This is a genomic window from Bordetella petrii (genome assembly GCF_017356245.1).
Lineage (GTDB): Bacteria > Pseudomonadota > Gammaproteobacteria > Burkholderiales > Burkholderiaceae_B > Bordetella_A > Bordetella_A petrii_D.
The window spans coordinates 1-509 of record NZ_JAFMZZ010000011.1 but is presented as its reverse complement, the minus strand read 5'-3'; the positions used below and the strand labels follow the sequence as shown (position 1 = coordinate 509).

The 509-nt window shown below is 65.0% G+C and carries 1 protein-coding gene; it reads left to right on the top strand.

The window, feature by feature from the left end; genetic code table 11:
* Positions 1-509, top strand: a 509-nt coding sequence (locus J2P76_RS23525) for a hypothetical protein (RefSeq protein WP_207410708.1), incomplete at both ends; no start/stop codon positions are given.

Here is a 509-nt window from a genome sequence, read left to right as displayed (position 1 = left end):
GCCGCTGGAGCAAGCCTGAGCAGCGTGCTGGGCTATCTGCTGAAGCCCGAGCCAGGCGCTACTGCGGAAGAGGTGGAGGCGAGAAGCAACCTGCTGAACGGCCTGGTCGCCGGCGTGATCACCGGACTCGGAGGAGACGCCGCCACCGCCAGCGCGGCGGCGCGCATCGAGGCCGACAACAATACGTTCTATCGTAACCGGACGTCGGTGGCGAAGGAGACTGCCGCGCAACGGGCCGAACTGGAGCAGGCGCTGCTCAGTGGGCAGATAAGCAACGAGGCCTACGAGAAGAATATCAAGACGCTGGACGCGTCATCGGCGAAGATCGACGCGCTGATGACCCTGTACGACGTACAAAGTGCCTCAGGGCTGTCGCAAGTTCTGGGGCAGATGTCGTCCGCACACGTGGCCTTGCTGGCCGATGCGGTGGGCGGGTTACTGGCAGTGCCGGGGATGGCCGGCTCGGCGTACGAGCTGATCACCGGACACACTGTGGCCAGCCAGGAGGA